The sequence below is a fragment of the Paenarthrobacter sp. PAE-2 genome, assembly GCF_026013155.1.
In the GTDB taxonomy this organism is placed as follows: Bacteria; Actinomycetota; Actinomycetes; order Actinomycetales; family Micrococcaceae; genus Arthrobacter; species Arthrobacter ureafaciens.
Genome location: NZ_JAPDNV010000006.1, coordinates 42,078 through 60,833 on the forward strand (window position 1 = coordinate 42,078; position 18,756 = coordinate 60,833).

Consider the following 18,756-nt stretch of genomic DNA (forward strand, 5'->3'; position numbering starts at 1 on the left):
TCCCGGCCGGAGTCCCCCGGCGGAGCCAAGCGAATGTCAGCGAAGGGGCATGATGTCATCGACTCCCATGCGGGCCGCATCCGCTGACTCGTCGTCCGGCTGCTCCTGGCTGAGCCTTTCGGCTTCCACCCTTGCCAAGTAATGCTTGATTTCGCTTTCGCGCTGGGTCTCGCTCCAGCCGAGGATTTCTCCCATCAGCTTAGCGACTACCGGAACGGCGGACACACCCCGGTCCCAGGCTTCGATGGATATCCGGGTCCGGCGCGTCAGGACATCGTGTACATGCCGTGCGCCTTCGTGGGTGGTTGCGTAGACCACTTCGGCTGCCAGGTAATCGTCCGCGCCGGGCAGCGGCTCCGCCAATTCCGGTTGCCGCGCAATTAGATCCAGTATCTCGGCTGTCATGGAGCCGTAACGGTTCAGCAGGTGCTCCACCCGTGCCACGTGGACTCCGGCTTCCTCCGCTGAACGTGCGCGCCGGTTCCACGCTGCCTTGAAGCCTTCGGCTCCGAGCAGCGGAATGGTATCCGTGCAGCTTGGCGGGACCCGCTCATCCATGGCCCGGGTGGCCTCGTCCACGGCATCCTTGGCCATGACCCGGTACGTGGTGTACTTACCGCCGGCAACCACCACGAGCCCTGGAACCGGATGCGCCACGACGTGCTCCCGCGACAACTTTGCCGTCGAGTCGTTGTCCCCGGCGAGGAGCGGCCGGAGCCCGGCATAGACGCCCTCCACATCCTCACGGGTCAACGGGCGTTTCAGGACACGGTTGACGTGCTCCAGGACGTAATCGATGTCCTTGCTGGAAGCTGCGGGGTGCGCTTTATCCAGCGTCCAGTCGGTGTCAGTGGTGCCGATGATCCAGTGGCGACCCCAGGGGATAACGAAAAGGACCGACTTTTCCGTGCGCAGGATGAGACCCACGGTTGATTGGAAACGGTCGCGGGGAACCACCAGGTGGATCCCCTTGGATGCCCGGACCTTGAGCTGGCCGCGATCGGTGACCATGGCCTGGGTCTCGTCCGTCCAGACGCCCGTGGCATTGACCACTTGCTTGGCCCGGACTTCGAAAACCTCGCCGTCCTCCTGGTTCTCAAGCTTGGCGCCGACCACGCGCTCACCCTCGCGGAGGAAGTCCACCACGCGTAGCCGGTTGGCAGCATGGGCTCCGTAGTGCGCGGCGGTCCGGACGACGTTGACCACCAATCGCGCGTCATCCACCTGCGCGTCGTAGTAGCGGATGGATCCCACGAACGCGTCGTCCTTGAGGCTGGGAGCTGCACGAAGAGTGCCGCGCTTGGTGAGGTGCCGGTGCATCGGCACGCCACGGCTGTGGCCGGAGGTGAGGCCCAGGGTGTCATAGAGCATGATGCCGGCGCCGACGTAGGGCCGCTCGACGAAGCGCCGCGTCAGCGGGTACAGGAACGGCACGGGGCGGACCAAGTGCGGTGCAATGGTCTGGATCAGGAGCCCGCGTTCCTGGAGCGCTTCCTGCACCAAGGCGAAGTCCAGCATCTCAAGGTACCGCAAGCCGCCGTGGATGAGTTTGGAGGATCGCGACGACGTGCCCGATGACCAGTCGCGCGCCTCGACGATGCCCACCGTCAAGCCACGGGTCACTGCATCAAGCGCGGCGCCGGCGCCCACGACGCCTCCGCCGACAATCAGGATGTCCAGTTCCTTGCCTGCCTCAGCAGTGGCCTTCAACGCTTCAATGGATGCGGCACGGGACTCGGGGCTTAGGGCTCCCGCAGAATTCACCTGCGAACCGCCTGCGATATTGCTCATCGGACTCCTCCTCAAACGCAACAGCTGGTAGTCCACTACCCTACTGGTTGGCCGCCGCCCGCGGCAGTGCCGGTTTCCCGGAGATCCTTGGGCGCGCCGGTCCCTACAGCGGGCCGAATGCCCTGCCGCCCTGGGTGTCCTGCCACGTGAGGGCCATTTCTTCCAGATATCGGCGCAGTTGCAGATCGGCGTCGATGCGCCTGCGGAAGTGCTCGCGTGCGTGTTCGGAGAAGAAGGCAGGGACCGCGAACAGGCTCACAACGACCACCAGCATCAACGCGTAGGCCGCCACGAACGCGAGGACTTGGAGTGGTCCTCCTTGAAGCAACGGGGCCACAACCGGGAACAGCCCGATGCCAAACACCACGGCCAGGAAGGCGGCCAGCCCGAGCCCGGAGGAAAATTTTCCGGGCGCCCTGGACTGCATCACGGCTTTGATACGGGGCACGCCGCGCAGCTTTTGCAACGCAAGCACGGCACCGCCGAGGAGGCCGAGCCCGGCCACAGCGAACAGGACTATCCCGACGGCCGGGCCACCGAGGATCAGGATGAGCAGTGCTGCCGCCAGCAGCGCGGCCCCGCTTCCGCCACAAGCGACGGCGAGGCCACGCCACTGGCCTTGGTTCCAGGCCATGTTTCGCAATACCGACTGCGTGCCTTCCGGGGTGGCCCGGGCGACATCACGGGACAGCCAGTAATCCAGGGGGTATTGCCTGGAATGGTGCCCTGGAGAGTGGAACTGTTGACTCATGCGAAGGTCAGCGCGGCCTCGAAGGAAGCGAGGGCCTCCGTTGCGGGCACCGGACGGGTAGGCGGATTGTCGCCGTCGCCCTCAGCAAGTGTCCAACTGCCGTCTTCACCGGCCTTGAGGTTGGCGACCAAAGGCTCACCCCCGGCCCGGTGGTGCTTGATCATCGCGGCTGCGGGTAGTCCGTCAGGGCCGTCCACCAAGTATTGCTTGGCGATCGCAACACCCAGTGACAGCATCCCTGAGCGCGAATCAACCGGCTGGATCTCATGAACCCCGTAACGGCTGAGGTTCAGCAGGACGGCGCCTTGCTCCGAACCCGCAATGAACAGCACATGGTCGCTGGTAGGCGTCACCAAAGCCATCTCCAGCCACTCGTCTGCGGTAGAGACCACGGCAGCCACAATGGCTCCCTTGTCCACGGGAACGATGTCCTCGCCGGCAACCTCCGCCAGGCCACGCACAAGGAGGGTGGTGATTCCCGCCTGCTCCAGCACGTCCTGGTGGTTCACGCCTGCAAGGCGGAACAGCTCCCGGGATCTTTCCGCGGCGGGCGTGGGGTTCATGGCAAGCAACGCCAGGAGTTCGTGATCGGTCAGTCGCAGTGTGTCCACGTTTGCTGTCTGTGTCATGCCATCCTCATGTTGTTCGTCTGTACAACGCTATCCCAGGACTGCCGGTCAACCACCGAGCCAGCCCCACACCTTCTTGGCTCCGTCCGCAATGGCTTGGGCTCCGTCCTCTACTGCCCCGGCCACGGCTTTGGCCCCGTCCACCACCATTTCCGAGGTGGATCCATAGCCGAGCCCCTTGGCGAGGAACCCCATTCCCGCCCAGGCCAGGCTTGCCCCGGCAAAGAAGGGACCCACCACGGGCACGAAGCTGCCGGCGGCCAGGACCGTGGTGATGCCACCATCGGCCATGGCATATCCATCGCCGCGCATGTACCCGTCGGCGAACTGGGCAACGCCGCCTACAACGCTCAGGACACCGGCGGCGCGGCCCACCATGGACAGGCCATTGAGCAGCTGGGTGCCCCTCACATAGCCCACGCCCGGCATCTGCCCGTACTGTGCACCGAGGACGCTCCACGGCATCCGGGACAGGAGGCCGCCTTGGGCCATCCTGTTCAGGAGGACATCAGCAATGAAGCCGCTGCCGGAAGCCGCAAAGTTCAAGGACTGGTAGACAGTGTTGCCGTTGGCATCCACCACGGGGGTGAAGGGCGTGGAAGGCTGAGCCGGCGTCGGGCCCTGGCCGGGCGACGTTCCGGAGCCTGTCCGGCTGGCCTGCTCCTGTTCATCCGCCTGGACCAGGAGGGCCTTTGCCTGGATTCGCAGGGACTCGCTGGCCTTGTGCAGCATGGGCCGCATCTTGCTTGACCAGTCAGCCCGGAACCGATCGCCGTCCGCGCCCTTCCAGGCGGCCGAAGCCACAATCCCGTTGATGTTGAGCTCGAGGTTGGCCAGCGTGTTCCCCGATGTTCCCATCACCTTTGACAGAGACCTCAGTGGTGCAATGTCTGCCCCGTAGATTCCCGGCGCCATACTTCCCCCGATTCATGACAGCAATAGTTCTTCGGCTGCCAGACTACGTGCGGGGGCAACACAACGCGATGGGGAGAACTTCCCCGGGCAACGAAAAAAGCCCCTGCAGGTCCCCGTAAAGACCGGGACCAGCAGGGGCGTTTCACGTCAGGAAATCAGTTGCCTTCGTAGGGCGAAACCACAACATCCACGCGCTGGAACTCCTTCAAGTCCGAGTAGCCCGTGGTGGCCATGGACCGGCGGAGTGCTCCGATGAGGTTGGACGTGCCGTTGGTGTGGTGACCCGGTCCGAACAGGACTTCCTCCAGCGGACCGACGGTTCCCACGTTGACGCGATCCCCACGCGGTGATTCAAGGTGGTGTGCTTCCGGGCCCCAGTGCCAACCGCGGCCGGGAGCCTCTTCGGCACGTGCCAACGCGCTGCCGAGCATCACGGCGTCGGCGCCCATGGCGATCGCCTTGACGATGTCCCCGGAGCTGCCCATGCCGCCGTCGGCGATGACGTGGACGTACCGTCCGCCGGATTCGTCCATGTAGTCCCGCCGGGCAGCAGCAACATCGGAGATGGCTGAGGCCATGGGCGAGTGGATACCAAGCGCACGCCGGGTGGTGGTCGTCGCACCGCCGCCAAAACCGACCAGGACGCCGGCAGCGCCCGTGCGCATAAGGTGCAGCGCCGGGGTGTAGCCGGCCGCGCCGCCCACGATCACGGGAACGTCGAGCTCGTAAATGAACTGCTTGAGGTTCAGGGGCTCGTGGTTCTTGGAGACATGCTCAGCCGAGACTGTGGTGCCGCGGATGACGAAGATGTCGACGCCGGCAGCCACCACGGTCTTGTAGTGCTCCTGGGTGCGCTGCGGCGTGAGTGAACCAGCAACCGTTACTCCCGCTGCGCGGATCTCGGCGAGCCTGGAGCTGATGAGTTCGGGCTGCACGGGAGCCTGGTAGAGGTCCTGCATGCGCCGCGTGACAGCGGGGCTGCTGGTTTCGTCGGCCAAGCCGGCAATTTCGTCGAGGACCTTTTGCGGGTCCTCGTAACGGGTCCACAAGCCTTCAAGGTCAAGGACGCCAAGGCCACCCAGCCGGCCAAGGGCAATGGCCGTTTCAGGGGACATGACGGAGTCCATGGGAGCGGCAATCACCGGCATGTCGAACTTGTAGGCGTCAATCTGCCAGGAGACCGAGACGTCCTTCGGGTCACGCGTCCGTCGGTTCGGAACGATCGCGATGTCATCCAGGGAGTAGGCTCGACGCCCACGCTTGCCACGGCCAATCTCAATCTCATAAGTCACGGCTACAACTCTACTGGACCCCTCCGGCAACCAGGCACCGCCCGGCACGCCGCGCGGTTTTCCACCGCTCTAAGCCTCTGGAGCCGCCCGACTGGTCTCATCCACTGACAGCTGGGACTCGAACATCCGGAAGTACCGGCCACGCAGCGCAACAAGTTCCTTATGCGTTCCCTGCTCCGCGATCCGGCCGTCCTCGAGCATGTAGACGACGTCAGCCTTCTCGATGGTGGCCAGGCGGTGGCTGATGGCGATGATGGTACTGCTGCGGTCGGCGAAAAGCCGCGAGAAGATGCGGTGCTCGGCCAGGGCATCGATGGCCGAGGTGGGCTCGTCCATCACCATGAAGGATGCGTCGCGGTAGAAGTTGCGTGCCATGGCGAGGCGCTGCCATTGGCCACCCGACAGCCCGCTCCCCTTGCGTCCGCGCGGATCCTCCATCCAGTTGCTGACGTGGTTGTCCAAGCCGTTGGGAAGCTTGTTGATGAAGTCCATGGCCTCAGCATCAGATGCCGCGCGCCTGATCCGCTGATCGTCCCGGGGTTGCTGGACGTCCCCCAGGTAGATGTTGTCAGCGGCCGTGGCGAACTCGTATTTGAGGAACTCCTGGCTCAACACGGCCAGATGGCGGTGCCAACTGGTCACGTCAACGGTGGCGAGGTCGACGCCGTCGAGCAGTACCTGGCCTGAGTCCGGCCGGTACAGCCCGGCCAGGATCCGGATCAGCGTGGACTTTCCAGCACCGTTCTCCCCCACGATCGCGATGTGTTGCCCGGCTTTGATGGTGAGCGAGATGCCCTTGATGACTTCAATATCGCTGCCGGTGTAGCTGAAGCGGATGTCCTTCATTTCCACGGTTTGCGGGGATTTCAGGAGCGGCGGTTCGTGGCCGGTGGGCACCGGCAGCGTCATGAAGAGCTCGTAGTCCTTGAGGTTGGCGAGGTCTTCGTCGATGGAGCTGAGCGAGGACACCAGGTTGTTGGCCGTGGACAGGGCCCGGCTCACGATCTGCTGAACATAGAGGAACTGGCCCACGGGCTGCGCCCTGGCAATGATCTGCCCGACCACCCAGATGAGCGAGACCACCTCGGCGCCGTACTGGAGTGCGTCGGCCGCCAATTGCTTGGGGATGTAGCGCTTCTGGAAATCGAGGCGCCGGCGCTCGTCCGCGTCACGCAACCTCGACCGGAGGCCCATAAGGTACCCCACGATCCCGTAGAGGCGCATCTCGGCAATGTGTTGCGGCCTCAGGAGGTTCTGTTCGATCATGCGGCGCTGCCGCCGGGAGTCGACCTGCGTGTTCCAGTGGGCGATCTGTTCACGCGAAAGTTTGAACTGCAGATAGACACTGGGCACGATCGCCACCAGGACGATCACCGCAATCCACCAGCTCACCAGGAACAAGGCTCCGACGGCGAGGATAACGGAAACCAATTGCGTGAAGATCGCGGCAATGCGGTCAAGGACGCGGGCATAGGAGTCGGAGAACCGCTTGGCACGATCGTAGAGGTCTACCGTTTCCTTATCGTCGTAACGCCAGAATTCCAAGGCAAGGAAGCGCTCATACATCATGTCGCCGACGATTGCGCCTACCCGGAAACTCATGAGCTGCTGGATGTAGCGGTCAACGCTGCTGAAGCCGCCCCAGAACAGTCCCAACGCCGCCGTGATGACGACGTACAGGATGGCGCGCGGACCGGCGTCGGGGTCTCCTGCGTAGCCGGCCGCCAGCGCCGTTGTGGTCAACGCAGCGAAGTATGTTGTCACCAGCGGCAGCGTGGCTGAAATCAGCGAGCCGGCCACCTTCATGATGACGGCGGCGGGCGAGGCCTTGAAGCTGACCTTCAGGACCTGCCCGACGGCGCGTGCATACGGCCGGAGTGCCAGCTTCCGGGGCGGCGCCTTGGTCACCCGGACGGACTCCGGATGCATAGGCCGGTCGCGGCCCGGGCCACCTGGGTTTTCTGACATACGCCCAGCCTATTCCTCCCCTCTGACACCAAGGCACCAGCCGCGAAGGGACCGCGGTTGCCCGCGGAACATGCCCGGACGCGAAGACTCCCCGTGGAACACCACGGGGAGTCTTCGATCGCGTCAATCCTGCAGGGAATCAGCGGGAGTAGTTCGGCGCTTCCACCGTCATCTGGATGTCGTGCGGGTGCGATTCCTTCAGGCCTGCAGCGGTGATGCGGACAAACTTGCCGCGCGCCTTCAGCTCCGGGATGGTGGGTGCGCCCGTGTAGAACATGGTCTGGCGCAGGCCGCCGACCAACTGGTACGCCACCGAAGCCAGGGGCCCACGGTAGGCAACGCGGCCTTCGATGCCTTCCGGGATGAGCTTGTCGTCACCGGAAACGTCGGCCTGGAAGTAACGGTCCTTGGAGTAGGACGTGTTCTTGCCGCGTGACTGCATGGCCCCCAGGGAGCCCATGCCGCGGTAGCTCTTGAACTGCTTGCCGTTGACGAAGATGAGATCGCCCGGAGACTCTTCACAACCGGCCAGCAGGGAACCGAGCATCACGGTGTCGGCGCCGGCAACCAGCGCCTTGCCGATGTCGCCGGAGTACTGGAGGCCGCCGTCGGCGATCAGCGGAACGCCGGCCGGAATCGCGGCCTTCGCGGATTCGTAGATGGCAGAGATCTGCGGAACGCCGACACCGGCCACCACGCGGGTGGTGCAGATGGAACCGGGACCGACCCCCACCTTGATGCCGTCGGCACCGGCGTCGATCAGAGCCTGGGCTCCCTCACGGGTGGCTGCCTGGCCGCCAATGATGTCCACGTGCGCGGCAACGGGATCGGACTTGAGCCTGGCAATCATGTCCAGCACGCCCTGGGAGTGGCCGTTCGCGGTGTCTACGAACAACGCATCCACACCGGCGTCGATGAGCTTCATGGCGCGCTCCCAGCCGTCACCGAAGAAGCCGATGGCCGCACCGACACGCAGGCGGCCCTCATCGTCCTTGGTGGCCAGCGGGTACTGCTCGGCCTTGGTGAAGTCCTTGGTGGTGATGAGGCCCTTCAACCGGCCTTGGTCATCCACGAGCGGCAGCTTTTCAATCTTGTTGGTGGCCAGCTTGTGCGAAGCTTCCTCGCGGCTGATCCCGACGTGGCCGGTGACCAGCGGCATCTTGGTCATGACGTCGCTGACGCTGCGCAGCGGGAAATCCGATTCGGGAACAAAGCGGGTGTCGCGGTTGGTCACGATGCCCAGGAGACGGCCGTCGGTGTCCACCACAGGAAGGCCGGAGACGCGGTAACGGGCGCACAGCTCATCAAGTTCCAGCAGCGTTGCCTCGGGGCCGATGGTCACGGGGTTGGTGATCATGCCGGATTCGCTGCGCTTCACGCGGTCCACATGCTCTGCCTGGTCATCGATGGACAGGTTGCGGTGGACGACACCGAGGCCGCCCTGGCGTGCCATGGCGATGGCCATGCGGGACTCGGTCACGGTGTCCATGGCTGCCGAGAGCAAGGGCGTCTGGACCGTGATGCGCTTGGAGATGCGCGAGGACGTGTCGGCCTCGGACGGGATGACGTTCGTGTGGCCGGGCAGCAGCAGGACGTCGTCGTAGGTGAGGCCTACGAAGCCAAAGGGATCGTGTTCGGGCTGGGTCATGAGTGCGCCTCTTACCTGGGTTTGGGGACTGGAAGTGGTAGGGGTTGCAACTGATGACCAGCCCGTCATTACGGGACTGGCCTGTGCAGAAGTGTTGGATAAATACTAGAACCTCCGCGGCGATCGCCATATTCCGCGGCAGCTGAGTGTGAGCAACGGCACTGGCGGCAGGCCGCCGTCGTGCATTTCAACCGCGGAGGGCACCCATGGCTACCGGGAAGTAGCCCAACCCGTCGCGGCCAGCAGCCTTTCTTCGAACATGGGAATCATGCTCTGCACATAGGTTTTGGTGAGGTGGTTGTCGTCCTTGTAGACGTACACATTGCCCACCACGGCCGGACACGTACCCTGCGCGCAAATGAAATCGCTCATGTCCATCAGGTACAGCCCGTCCACCTTGCCCGCGTAGTCGTCCAATGGCGAGGACGCCGCCAACGAGTGCTCCAATGGCGCGTTGCAGTCGGGGGAATCCGGCCCCTTCTTCTGGACACACTCCGGCATGTTGATGCTGAAGCGCGGATTGTCCCGAACGCCCACGACGTCGATTCCGGCATCGGTAAAGGGCTTGATGCCTTCCAGGTAGCCCGGGACCTCTGTTTCAAACGGTTCAGTGACATGGGTCAGTGATGCCACCGTGAACACGGCATCCGGCTTGTGTTCCAGGACGTAAGCCGCGCTGGCTTTGTTGAACGCGTTGCAGTCGTCCGGCCGTTCCGTGGACTCCGCGCCGAACCGGCAATTGCCTTTCAGGAGCGTCACGACTTCCCAGCCATGCGCTTTTGCAATCGGGCCCAGTGCCGCCATGTACTGTTGCGCGTGCGAGTCACCCAGGACCACGATCTTCTTGGTGGTGACGTCCGGCGGATCGTTCTGGAGGCAGCCCTCCAGCAGAGGATCCGACGGGACGTTATCGCCGGTGCAGAGGCCGTCGATGTCCGCCCACTCATCCTTCATGGCGGCCGGCGCCGGGATGATCTTCGCTTCGGGAGTCGGCTGCCCGGCTTTGTCCGGTGCCAGCGCAGCGGCACCCGGGGTCAGCTCCATGGGCTGGTCCGCGATCGCCGCCCCCTCAGCCGAGATGGCACCCTGCCATGCGGTGACAGGCAGCGCGAGCAGGGCACCGCAGGAGGCAATCACGACGGCGGCACGCCAGGAGCGCACGTTGGGCCACTCCCAGCGGCGCATGGGACGTTCCACGAACCGGGTAGTGGCCACCGCCAGGATCATGGAAACGGCCATGATGGCCAGTCCTTGCAGCAGGTTGGGCGTGGCGGTTTCCGTCACCAGGAGGAAGAACACCAGGACCGGCCAGTGCCACAGGTACAAGGCGTAGGAGTTGTCCCCCACCATGACCACCGGGCGGGAGGCAAGGAAGCGGTCGGCTCCGATCCTGCTTCCGCTTTGCCCTGCCACGATCACTGCGGCCGCGGCCAGGGTGGGCCACAGGGCAACAAAGCCGGGGAACGAACGGTTAACCGTGAGCACCAGTCCACAGGAAAGCATGGCAGCCAGGCCGCCCCAGCCGAGGAACACGCGGAGCTTGGGACCCGGTTTCAGGTACGGCAAGGCCAGGGCGAGCAAGGATCCCAGCGCGAATTCCCACAGCCGGGTGCGGGTGTCGAAGTAGGCGTAGCTTTGGTTGCTGGCCGTCTGGTCGATGGAGTACACCAGCGACGCCACGAAGACGGCCCCGAACGCCACCAGGAGCAAAGACCGGTGGCCCGCTGCCTTCCTGCCGGGGAAGGCCTTGGCGAGGAAGGGCTGCAGCAGGGCCACGGCGGCGAAGATCAACGGCCACAGGATGAAGACCTGACCTTGGATCGACAAAGACCAGAAATGCTGGAGGGGGCTGGCGCCTGAATGGTTCTGGGCATAGTAGTCCACGGCGGAATCAGCCAGTTGCCAGTTCTGCCGGTACAGCAAAGAGGCCCAGGCCTCCGCCAGAACGTCCGGCCAGCGGCTCTGCGGGACAAACGCCCACGTGGCAGTGAGGACTCCCAGCAGCACAACGACGACGGCGGGCAGCAACCGCTTGAACACGTGCAGCCAGTGCTGCAGCAGGCGCAGGGGCTTGCCGCCTTCAAGTTTCCTGGTGAAGGACAGCGTCAGCAGGAATGCCGAGATGAGCAGGAATACGTCCACCCCGCCCGACACCCGGCCGAGCCAGATGTGGTACGTGACGACCATCAACACGGCCAGGGCCCGCAGGCCCTGGACCTCCGGCCGGAAGGTGCGTTCCGCCGTCGTGCTTTTTGTCTGTTCCGTCATTGCGCCCATCCAGTCGCGGCAAACCACCTCTCGGAGAACATATCGCCCATGCTCTTGACGTAAGTCCGGGACAAGTGGTTGTCGTCAAGGTAGACGAACACATTGCCGATGACGCTGGGGCACGTGGTTCCGTCACAAAGGAAATCGGTCATGTCCAGGAACGCGGCGTTACCGAAAGTTCCCTGCACCTGGGCGAACGGACTGGTTGGTGCAAGGACATCGGGCTGGTCCGACTTGCACTCGGCACTGTCCACGCCCTTGGCGAGGGCGCACTCGGTCACGTTGTAGTCGTACCGGGGGTTGTCGCGGACGGCCACCACCTGGATGCCGAGGTCGTTGAGATTGGTGACGGTCTGGTCGAAACCATAAACAAGCTTTTCATCCGGGGACGATGGGGATGCCATGGTGCCCACCATGAACACTGCGTCCGGAGTCTGAGACGCCACGTAGCGGAAGGCCGCAGAGTTGAACTCGTTGCACTGGTCCTCCGCGTCCGGGTTTTCCGGCATGAAATGGCAGCCGCCCAGGAGGAGCGCCGTCACCTTCCAGCGATGCGCTTCGGCCATGGGGCCAAGGGCCGCAAGCCATTGCTGGGAATGGGAATCCCCCAGCACCACAATGTTCTTCACGGCGTCATCGCCAACATCGTTTTGCTGGCAGTTCTCCGCGAGGAGCTTGTCCTCGGGTTTGTCGGCGCCCTCGCACGTGCCGTTCAGGCGGGCCCAATCCTCCGGCAACTGCTCGGCCGTGGGCAGGGTCTTGGCTCCCTCGCTCACCAGATTGACGTAACCCGGAAGCAACGCGTGCGCGCCGGGGTTGTCATTGAAGGCTTGGGTTTCAGCGGCCTTTTGGTCAAGGTACTGCTTGTACTGGAAGCCCACCATCGGAGCGCTGGCAACCGCCAGGCATACGGCGATGGAGATGGCAGCGCGGCGCCGCTTCACCTCCGGCCACTTCCATTCGCGGAAGGGCTTCTCCACGTACTTGGTGGTAAGGAATGCCAGGCCCAAAGCAAGGGCAATGATCGCCGAGCCGGACAACCAACCGGCGTGGTCCTTGCCGCTCCAAGCCAGGTAGATCACCAGGATGGGCCAATGCCACAGATATAGCCCGTAGGAATTGTCCCCCAGGCGGACGAGGAACTTTGAACTCAGGATGCGGTCCACGCCGAGGCGGCTGCCCGTTTGGCCTGCTGCGATGACGGCAACGGCGGCAAGGGTTGGCCACAGGGCGACGAAGCCCGGGAACGCCGTCTGCACCTGCAGGAGGATGCCGCAACTGAGCATGGCGGCGACCCCCACCCAACCCATCACCACACGGACGGGTTTGGAGAAGTCGAGGGCAGGCAGGATCAGGGCAACCAAGGTTCCCAAGGCAAATTCCCATAGCCGGGCGAACGTATCGAAGTAGGCCACCGCCTGGTTGTTGGCGGTGAAGATGATGGAGTACGTCAGCGAAGCGATGAAGATCAGCGCGAAAACGTAGGCCAACGACGCCCGGTAACGGAGCTGGAACTTCCGGCACACCACTGCCACGGCGGCGAAAATGGCCGGCCACAGGATGAACACCTGCCCTTGGATGGACAGCGACCAGAAGTGCTGGAGGGGGCTGGCGAGGCTGTGGTCTGTTGCGTAGTAGTTGACCGCCAGCGTCTGAAGCAGCCAGTTCTCAAAATAGAACAACGACGCCCAGCCTTGGTTCACCACTTCCACCCACCGCGTGGGCGGCAGGAACACAAAGGTGGCGGCCAGGGTGCCAAGCAGAACGACGACGACGGCCGGCAGCAGGCGCCGGAACAGGTGCAGCCAATGCCGGACCAAGTCCATGGGACGGCGCTGCTTGTAGCGCCCGGTGAACTGGAGCGTCATGAGGAACGCCGAGATCAGCAGGAAGACGTCCACACCGCCGGAGACGCGGCCGATCCAGATGTGGTAGCTGACCACCATAAGGACTGCGAGCGAACGGAGACCCTGTATTTCCGGGCGGAATTTTGACTTGGCAACGGGTCCATGAGCCCGCCTGTCGGGACGGGCGGGCTGTTGGATCGTTGATGCAGACACGTTAGGCGATTCCTCAGGGGCTATTTTGCAAAGGTTCCATCATATGCGGTTTGGAGCATGCGACCCAGTCAAGTGGCTTGACCGGAGGCGCGGGGGAACGCCAATCAGCGCACCTTGCACTAAGGATCGGGACCGTGCCGGGGCTGCGCCCGGAGGACCAACACTGCTGTGACGAGGCAAAACGATAATAAGGGTACTTAGTCAAGACTACCGACCGCAATGTGACGCATTCCACGCAAAGAATCAGCCGGTTGCCGGGCTTCCGACCCAATGACGTCGGCCGGGACCGGGACGTGATGGAGGGACGGCCGAAAGCCGGCGGGACGTGATAGAGGGACGGCCGAAAGCCGGCGGGAGGTGATAGAGGGACCGTTTGCAGCCGCGGCGAGGCAGCAAAAAGCCCCGGCCACTGGGCGTGACCGGGGCTCTTTGGGGCAGGCAGCCTAGTGCTGGTGGCCTGCGTGTGCGTCTTCTTCCTCGGCCGGCTTCTCGGCAACCAGGGTCTCGGTGGTGAGAACCAGGGCAGCGATCGAAGCGGCGTTGCGGAGGGCGGAGCGGGTGACCTTGACGGGGTCGATGATGCCGGCAGCCGTCAGGTCCTCGTACTCGCCGGACTTGGCGTTGAAGCCGTGGTTCGCCTCGAGCTCGGAAACCTTGGCAACCACAACGTAGCCGTCAAAGCCTGCATTCTGGGCAATCCAGCGCAGCGGCTGGGTCAGTGCACGGCGGACGATGCCAACCGCAGCGGCGGCGTCGCCTTCGAGTGCCTTGACGGCCGGGTCCTCGTCCAGGGCCTTGAGAGCGTGGATGAGGGCCGAGCCACCGCCGGAAACGATGCCTTCTTCAAGGGCGGCACGCGTAGAGGAAACAGCGTCCTCGATGCGGTGCTTCTTTTCCTTGAGCTCCACTTCGGTAGCAGCGCCAACCTTGATGACGCCGATGCCGCCGGCCAGCTTGGCCAGGCGTTCCTGCAGCTTCTCGCGGTCCCAGTCGGAGTCGGTGCGGGCGAGCTCAGCACGGAGCTGGGCAACGCGGTCCGCAACGTCCTGCTCGGTTCCGGCGCCGTCAACAATGGTGGTGTGGTCCTTGGTGACGGTGATACGGCGGGCCGTACCCAGCACCTCCAGACCAACGGTGTCCAGGCTCAGGCCCAGGTCCGGGGAAACAACCTGCGCACCGGTGAGGGTGGCGATGTCCTGCAGCATGGCCTTTCGGCGGTCGCCGAAGCCGGGAGCCTTGACGGCAACAACGTTGAGCGTGCCGCGGATGCGGTTGACGATCAGCGTGGACAGGGCTTCGCCCTCGATGTCCTCGGCGATGATGAAGAGCGGCTTGGAGGCCTGCAGCGCCTTCTCCAGCAGCGGCAGGAATTCCTGCAGCGAGGAGATCTTGCCCTGGTTGATCAGGATCAGGGCGTCTTCGAGGACGGCTTCCTGGCGTTCTGCGTCGGTGACGAAGTACGGGGAAAGGTAGCCCTTGTCGAACTGCATGCCTTCGGTGAGGACGAGTTCGGTCTGGGTAGTGGAAGACTCTTCGATGGTGATGACCCCATCCTTGCCCACCTTGCCGAAGGCCTCCGCCAGCAGTTCGCCAACCTCTTCGCTCTGCGCGGAGATGGCAGCGACGTTGGCAACCTGGGTGCCTTCGACTTCGCGGGCGTTCTCCAGCAGGCGGGCGGCAACGGCCTCGACGGAAACCTCGATGCCGCGCTTGATTTCGCCCGGTGCGGCGCCGGCTGCAACGTTGCGCAGGCCTTCCTTGACCAGGGCCTGTGCAAGCACGGTGGCGGTGGTGGTACCGTCACCGGCAACATCGTTGGTCTTGGTGGCGACTTCCTTGGCAAGCTGTGCGCCAAGGTTCTCGTAGGGGTCGTCCAGCTCAACTTCGCGGGCGATCGTCACGCCGTCGTTGGTGATCGTGGGGGCGCCCCACTTCTTGTCCAGGACGACGTTGCGGCCGCGGGGACCAAGCGTCACCTTGACGGTGTTGGCGAGCTTGTCGATACCGGCCTCGAGGGACCGGCGGGCAGCGTCGTTAAACGCAAGCTGCTTTGCCATGGTTATGTCCTTTCAGAACGGAAAACCCGCACCGCAGGCGGCTGGAAGATATTCCAAGCGGGCCTGCAGCGCGGGATTCCAGGAAGTTACTTTACGACGATCGCGAGGACGTCGCGGGCGGACAGAACGAGGTACTCGTTGCCACCGGTCTTGACTTCGGTTCCACCGTACTTGGAGTAGATAACGACGTCGCCAACAGCTACGTCAACCGGCACGCGGTTGCCGTTGTCATCGAAGCGGCCGGGGCCGATTGCAACAACTTCGCCCTCCTGCGGCTTCTCCTGTGCGGAGTCCGGAATGACCAGGCCGGAAGCCGTGGTCTGCTCTGCTTCGAGCGGGCGAACAACAATACGATCCTCAAGAGGCTTAATCGAGACCGACACTCGGATCTCTCCTTTTCATGAGCTGATTCATGGACTAAGAACAAGGGTGCCGAGGCGTGCAACCGTCGTCGCGGTGCCGGCAGCGTACCTGGCGGTAGTGGTTAGCACCCTCACGGGGAGAGTGCTAACAAGACTCTATGTAAGGCGTTAGCACTCGGTCAAGGTGAGTGCCAGCATTTCGTCATGGGTGAACCCGGACTACTTATCCCGGAGGTCCTCGAGATCGTAGTCCTCGTCGTCGTTGCCGCCCGCCGTTCCGCGGTTCAGGTACAGCACGACGCCGGCGCCGATAGCTACGACGCCGGAGATCACCAGACCGATGATTCCCCCTGCACGGGCGCCGCTGTGCAGCTCGCGGATATCGCGGGCCTCGTCCGTCGCGTCGCCAATGTTTTTTCCGGAGACGGAATAGGCAGCTGCGTTGAAGGCGTCCAAGGCGAAAATAACGATCAACAGCGCCACGCAGACGACGGCGATAACGACGCCGGCGATCAACGCCGGGCGGGCGTAAGCAGAAAGCGACCGGCCCGGGCTATGCTCTTCGGCTCCGGAACGGGCGGAACTGTGGTCGTCCGGATTGTTGGTGTCGGAGGGCTGCGGGGCTGCGGTGTCTTCCATGAAAACAACCCTATCCGGATGATCTGGCCCGTCCCGGCCCGCGGGACATAAACGTTAGGCTGGATGGCATGCCCCACGCTCCCCAGGACCACCTCGCGCCGTTGCTGACTACCGAAGGATGGGAGCTTCTCGCCTCGTTAGGGCCCTACAAAGAGGCCGACGCCATGGCAGTGAACCAGGAACTGCGCAAGGCCGGGCACCCGGCAGAGCTGGTCGCCGCGGTCCTTACCCAATCCCGCCTCAGGACCCGCGCGGAGGCAAAGTTCGGAGAGTTCGCCCGGCAAATGCTCTTCACCCAGGCCGGCCTGGAACAAGCCACCAGGCTCAACGTTGCGGCACGTCACGCTGAACGTTTCGCCAAAGCCGGAATTTCGCACGTGGCTGACCTGGGTTGTGGATTGGGCGCCGATTCCATGGCAATGGCCTCCATGGACATCAACGTCACCGCCGTTGAAATGGACGAGACCACAGCCGCGTGCGCCACTATCAACCTCATGCCGTTCCCCCACGCCAAGGTCCTTCATTCCGATGCCACCTCCGTTGACCTGGACGGCGTGGACGGGGTGTGGCTTGATCCGGCACGGCGCACCACGTCCACCTCCGGAACCAAGCGGATCTGGGACCCGGAAGCTTTCTCTCCGCCGTTGTCGTTCGTGGAAGGCCTTGCCGCCACGGGACGCGCAGTCGGCGTCAAAATGGGTCCGGGCATGCCTCACGAATCAGTTCCCGCAGGCTGCGAAGCGCAGTGGGTGTCCGTAGGGGGCGACGTCACAGAGGTGACGCTGTGGTTCAACGCAGTGGCGCGGCCCGGTGTCCGTCGGGCGGCCATGGTAATCGGCCCCCAGGGCGCTGCGGAGATCACCAGCGGTGAGGATTTCGACGGCGGCCCGGCAGCCGCCGTCGGGCCCGTGGAGGGATTCCTGTACGAGCCGGACGGCGCAGTGATCCGGGCGGGCCTCGTCGCGGATGTGGCAGGAATGCTGAACGGCCACTTGGTGGACGAGCACATTGCCTACATCTGCGCGCCGGAGCTGCGCGACACGCCCTTCGCCCGCGCCTACCGGGTGCTGGACGTCATGCCATACAACGTCAAAGCCCTCAAGGCCTGGGTAAAAGCGAACGGAATCGGCGTACTGGACATCAAGAAGCGCGGAACAGCGGTCACGCCGGAAGAGCTCCGCAAGCAACTCCTGCCGGGCAAACCTGCCGGGAAAGCCGGAAAACCCAAGACAGCCACCCTGGTCCTCACCCGGATCGGGGAGGAGAGGGTGGCCGTCGTCGTGGAGCCGGTCAGCGCCTGACACAGGCCGGGGCGCTGGCGGGAGGGCCCCGGGGCCCGACCTTAGGCTTGGCGCCGCGAAAACTCCGACGCTTCGCGGACCTGTTCGGGAGTGGGACGGACGCCCGTGTACAGAACGAACTGTTCTTCCGCCTGGATGGCAATCACTTCCGCTCCCGTGATGACGGGCTTGCCGGCCTGGCGCGCCGCAGCGATCAGCGGAGTCTCAGACGGCAAGGCGACGACGTCGAACACCACCTTCGCCGCTGCAATGGTGGCGTCGTCGAAGGACTGGGCAGTCTCGTCGGCACCGGCCATGCCCAGCGGCGTGACGTTGATGATGAGGTCCGCTGTGGAGCCGTTCACGTCGTCCCGCCACGTAAAGCCATACAGCCCTGCGAGCGCCCTGCCCGTGGTTTCGTTGCGCGCCACGATAGTCACGTCGGTGAACCCGGCGTCACGGAGGGCGGCGGCCACTGCTTTGGCCATCCCGCCCGCGCCACGGAGCAGTACTGAGTGGCTGGTCGGCACCTCGTGGTCGTTCAGGAGCCGCGCGATGGCAATGTAGTCGGTGTTGTAGGCAGTGAGGACGCCGTCATTGTTCACGATCGTGTTGACGGAGTCGATGGCCTTCGCTGACGGGTCCATGACGTCCACCAGGTCAATGACCTGCTCCTTGTAGGGCATGGAGACTGCGGCGCCACGGATGGGAAGCCCGCGGATGCCCGCGACCGCCAGGGTGATGTCCGCGGGGGCGAAGGCTTTGTAAACGAAGTTCAGGCCCAACTGGTCATAGAGATAGTTATGGAACCTGGTCCCGATGTTGCTGGGTCGCGCAGCCAGCGAGATGCACAGGGACATGTCTTTGTTGAGGATGGGCATGCATCCATTAAACAGCCCGGACAGGGCGGGTGGACTACTAAGTCATATTTATGAACGCCGACCCGCCCGTGGTTCCGGCTAGCCTTGCCGGGCCTTCATGCGCGGGTTCTGCTTGTTGATCACGAACGTGCGTCCGCGCCGCCGCACGATCTGGGCTCCGGGAATCTTCTTCAAGGCACGGAGCGAGTTGCGGACTTTCATTGGTGTTCTCCTTT

Annotated in this window: 15 protein-coding genes; 1 reads left to right on the forward strand and 14 read right to left on the reverse strand. The window is 64.0% G+C overall.

Annotation, left to right across the window (positions count from 1 at the left end):
- Positions 1-36: 36 nt before the first annotated feature.
- The 12 genes from OCL88_RS05115 to OCL88_RS05170 all read right to left on the reverse strand — a co-directional run bounded on the left by OCL88_RS05115 (position 37) and on the right by OCL88_RS05170 (position 16,380).
- Positions 37-1,791: a glycerol-3-phosphate dehydrogenase/oxidase gene (locus tag OCL88_RS05115; protein WP_264961826.1), complete on the reverse strand. Its 1,755-nt coding sequence runs from the start codon at positions 1,789-1,791 to the stop codon at positions 37-39.
- 103 nt (positions 1,792-1,894) lie between these two features.
- On the reverse strand, positions 1,895-2,542 hold the full coding sequence (locus tag OCL88_RS05120; protein ID WP_031216587.1) for a hypothetical protein: 648 nt from the start codon (positions 2,540-2,542) through the stop codon (positions 1,895-1,897).
- On the reverse strand, positions 2,539-3,171 hold the full coding sequence (locus tag OCL88_RS05125) for a hypothetical protein (RefSeq protein ID WP_062097422.1): 633 nt from the start codon (positions 3,169-3,171) through the stop codon (positions 2,539-2,541). The genes OCL88_RS05120 and OCL88_RS05125 overlap by 4 nt, the downstream gene beginning before the upstream one ends.
- A 48-nt stretch (positions 3,172-3,219) precedes the next feature.
- Positions 3,220-4,029 (reverse strand): hypothetical protein, encoded by an 810-nt coding sequence (locus OCL88_RS05130; RefSeq protein WP_264961827.1) that lies wholly within the window; start codon positions 4,027-4,029, stop codon positions 3,220-3,222.
- A gap of 212 nt (positions 4,030-4,241) precedes the next feature.
- A complete protein-coding gene (locus OCL88_RS05135; protein WP_021472481.1) occupies positions 4,242-5,378 on the reverse strand; it encodes a GuaB3 family IMP dehydrogenase-related protein in 1,137 nt (378 codons plus the stop codon).
- A gap of 69 nt (positions 5,379-5,447) precedes the next feature.
- Entirely contained in the window at positions 5,448-7,307 is a 1,860-nt protein-coding gene (locus tag OCL88_RS05140) for an ABC transporter ATP-binding protein (protein ID WP_021472480.1), read from the reverse strand.
- Positions 7,308-7,485: 178 nt separating this feature from the next.
- On the reverse strand, positions 7,486-8,994 hold the full coding sequence (guaB, locus tag OCL88_RS05145; RefSeq protein WP_021472479.1) for an IMP dehydrogenase: 1,509 nt from the start codon (positions 8,992-8,994) through the stop codon (positions 7,486-7,488).
- Positions 8,995-9,204: 210 nt separating this feature from the next.
- Complete coding sequence (locus tag OCL88_RS05150; RefSeq protein WP_264961828.1) at positions 9,205-11,262, reverse strand: acyltransferase family protein; 2,058 nt, start codon at positions 11,260-11,262, stop codon at positions 9,205-9,207.
- Positions 11,259-13,322 (reverse strand): acyltransferase family protein, encoded by a 2,064-nt coding sequence (locus OCL88_RS05155; protein WP_264961829.1) that lies wholly within the window; start codon positions 13,320-13,322, stop codon positions 11,259-11,261. The genes OCL88_RS05150 and OCL88_RS05155 overlap by 4 nt, the downstream gene beginning before the upstream one ends.
- Before the next feature lie 443 nt (positions 13,323-13,765).
- On the reverse strand, positions 13,766-15,379 hold the full coding sequence (gene groL / locus OCL88_RS05160; protein WP_021472476.1) for a chaperonin GroEL: 1,614 nt from the start codon (positions 15,377-15,379) through the stop codon (positions 13,766-13,768).
- An 86-nt stretch (positions 15,380-15,465) separates the two neighbouring features.
- Positions 15,466-15,762 (reverse strand): co-chaperone GroES, encoded by a 297-nt coding sequence (groES, locus tag OCL88_RS05165; protein WP_011775524.1) that lies wholly within the window; start codon positions 15,760-15,762, stop codon positions 15,466-15,468.
- 198 nt (positions 15,763-15,960) lie between these two features.
- Complete coding sequence (locus OCL88_RS05170) at positions 15,961-16,380, reverse strand: hypothetical protein (protein ID WP_264961830.1); 420 nt, start codon at positions 16,378-16,380, stop codon at positions 15,961-15,963.
- Positions 16,381-16,448: 68 nt separating this feature from the next.
- On the opposite strand from OCL88_RS05170, the gene OCL88_RS05175 reads away from it, so the two are divergent.
- Positions 16,449-17,681: a THUMP-like domain-containing protein gene (locus OCL88_RS05175; RefSeq protein ID WP_264961831.1), complete on the forward strand. Its 1,233-nt coding sequence runs from the start codon at positions 16,449-16,451 to the stop codon at positions 17,679-17,681.
- A gap of 41 nt (positions 17,682-17,722) precedes the next feature.
- Here OCL88_RS05175 and OCL88_RS05180 read toward each other — a convergent pair whose 3' ends face one another.
- Together OCL88_RS05180 and ykgO are read right to left on the reverse strand one after the other, a co-directional pair.
- Positions 17,723-18,541, reverse strand: a complete 819-nt coding sequence (locus OCL88_RS05180) for a shikimate 5-dehydrogenase (protein ID WP_264961832.1) — start codon at positions 18,539-18,541, stop codon at positions 17,723-17,725.
- Between the two features lie 78 nt (positions 18,542-18,619).
- Entirely contained in the window at positions 18,620-18,742 is a 123-nt protein-coding gene (gene ykgO, locus OCL88_RS05185; RefSeq protein WP_021472472.1) for a type B 50S ribosomal protein L36, read from the reverse strand.
- Between the last annotated feature and the right edge of the window lie 14 nt (positions 18,743-18,756).

Bases quoted from the DNA above. Each gene is read 5' to 3' on its own strand.
- OCL88_RS05125 (WP_062097422.1), bottom strand. From the start codon at position 3,171: ATGACACAGACAGCAAACGTGGACACACTGCGACTGACCGATCACGAA.
- OCL88_RS05130 (WP_264961827.1), bottom strand. From the start codon at position 4,029: ATGGGAACATCGGGGAACACGCTGGCCAACCTCGAGCTCAACATCAAC.
- OCL88_RS05170 (WP_264961830.1), bottom strand. From the start codon at position 16,380: ATGGAAGACACCGCAGCCCCGCAGCCCTCCGACACCAACAATCCGGAC.
- ykgO (WP_021472472.1), bottom strand. From the start codon at position 18,742: ATGAAAGTCCGCAACTCGCTCCGTGCCTTGAAGAAGATTCCCGGAGCC.
- OCL88_RS05150 (WP_264961828.1), bottom strand. From the start codon at position 11,262: ATGACGGAACAGACAAAAAGCACGACGGCGGAACGCACCTTCCGGCCG.
- OCL88_RS05120 (WP_031216587.1), bottom strand. From the start codon at position 2,542: ATGAGTCAACAGTTCCACTCTCCAGGGCACCATTCCAGGCAATACCCC.
- guaB (WP_021472479.1), bottom strand. From the start codon at position 8,994: ATGACCCAGCCCGAACACGATCCCTTTGGCTTCGTAGGCCTCACCTAC.
- OCL88_RS05115 (WP_264961826.1), bottom strand. From the start codon at position 1,791: ATGAGCAATATCGCAGGCGGTTCGCAGGTGAATTCTGCGGGAGCCCTA.
- OCL88_RS05140 (WP_021472480.1), bottom strand. From the start codon at position 7,307: ATGCATCCGGAGTCCGTCCGGGTGACCAAGGCGCCGCCCCGGAAGCTG.
- OCL88_RS05175 (WP_264961831.1), top strand. From the start codon at position 16,449: ATGCCCCACGCTCCCCAGGACCACCTCGCGCCGTTGCTGACTACCGAA.
- groL (WP_021472476.1), bottom strand. From the start codon at position 15,379: ATGGCAAAGCAGCTTGCGTTTAACGACGCTGCCCGCCGGTCCCTCGAG.
- OCL88_RS05180 (WP_264961832.1), bottom strand. From the start codon at position 18,541: ATGCCCATCCTCAACAAAGACATGTCCCTGTGCATCTCGCTGGCTGCG.